The following is a 229-nucleotide window of genomic DNA, read 5'->3' on the forward strand; positions in this document are numbered from 1 at the left end:
CGGCACGCCCGCCCCGGCCACATCCTTGAACCTCGACCGCACGTCCCGCCCCGGCTGATTGGGCCCGCCCCGGGCGGCTCGGGCGTGGTGGCCAACGATGGCCAGCCCCGGCTGGTGATCCATGCGCGCATCGTACAGGCCGGTAAGCAGGGGCGAGGCACCTGGGCCCGAGGTGGCGATGCACACGCCCAGCTCACCGGTGAACTTGGCGTGGGCGCTGGCCATGAAC

The 229-nt window shown here is 72.9% G+C and carries 1 protein-coding gene; it reads right to left on the reverse strand.

Annotated elements, in window-relative coordinates; genetic code table 11:
- On the reverse strand, window positions 1-229 hold a 229-nt coding region (locus OH705_RS29035), incomplete at both ends, for a thiamine pyrophosphate-binding protein (RefSeq protein ID WP_267303678.1).

Origin of the sequence: Pseudomonas sp. BJa3 (genome assembly GCF_026343815.1) — a bacterium.
GTDB lineage: Bacteria > Pseudomonadota > Gammaproteobacteria > Pseudomonadales > Pseudomonadaceae > Aquipseudomonas > Aquipseudomonas soli.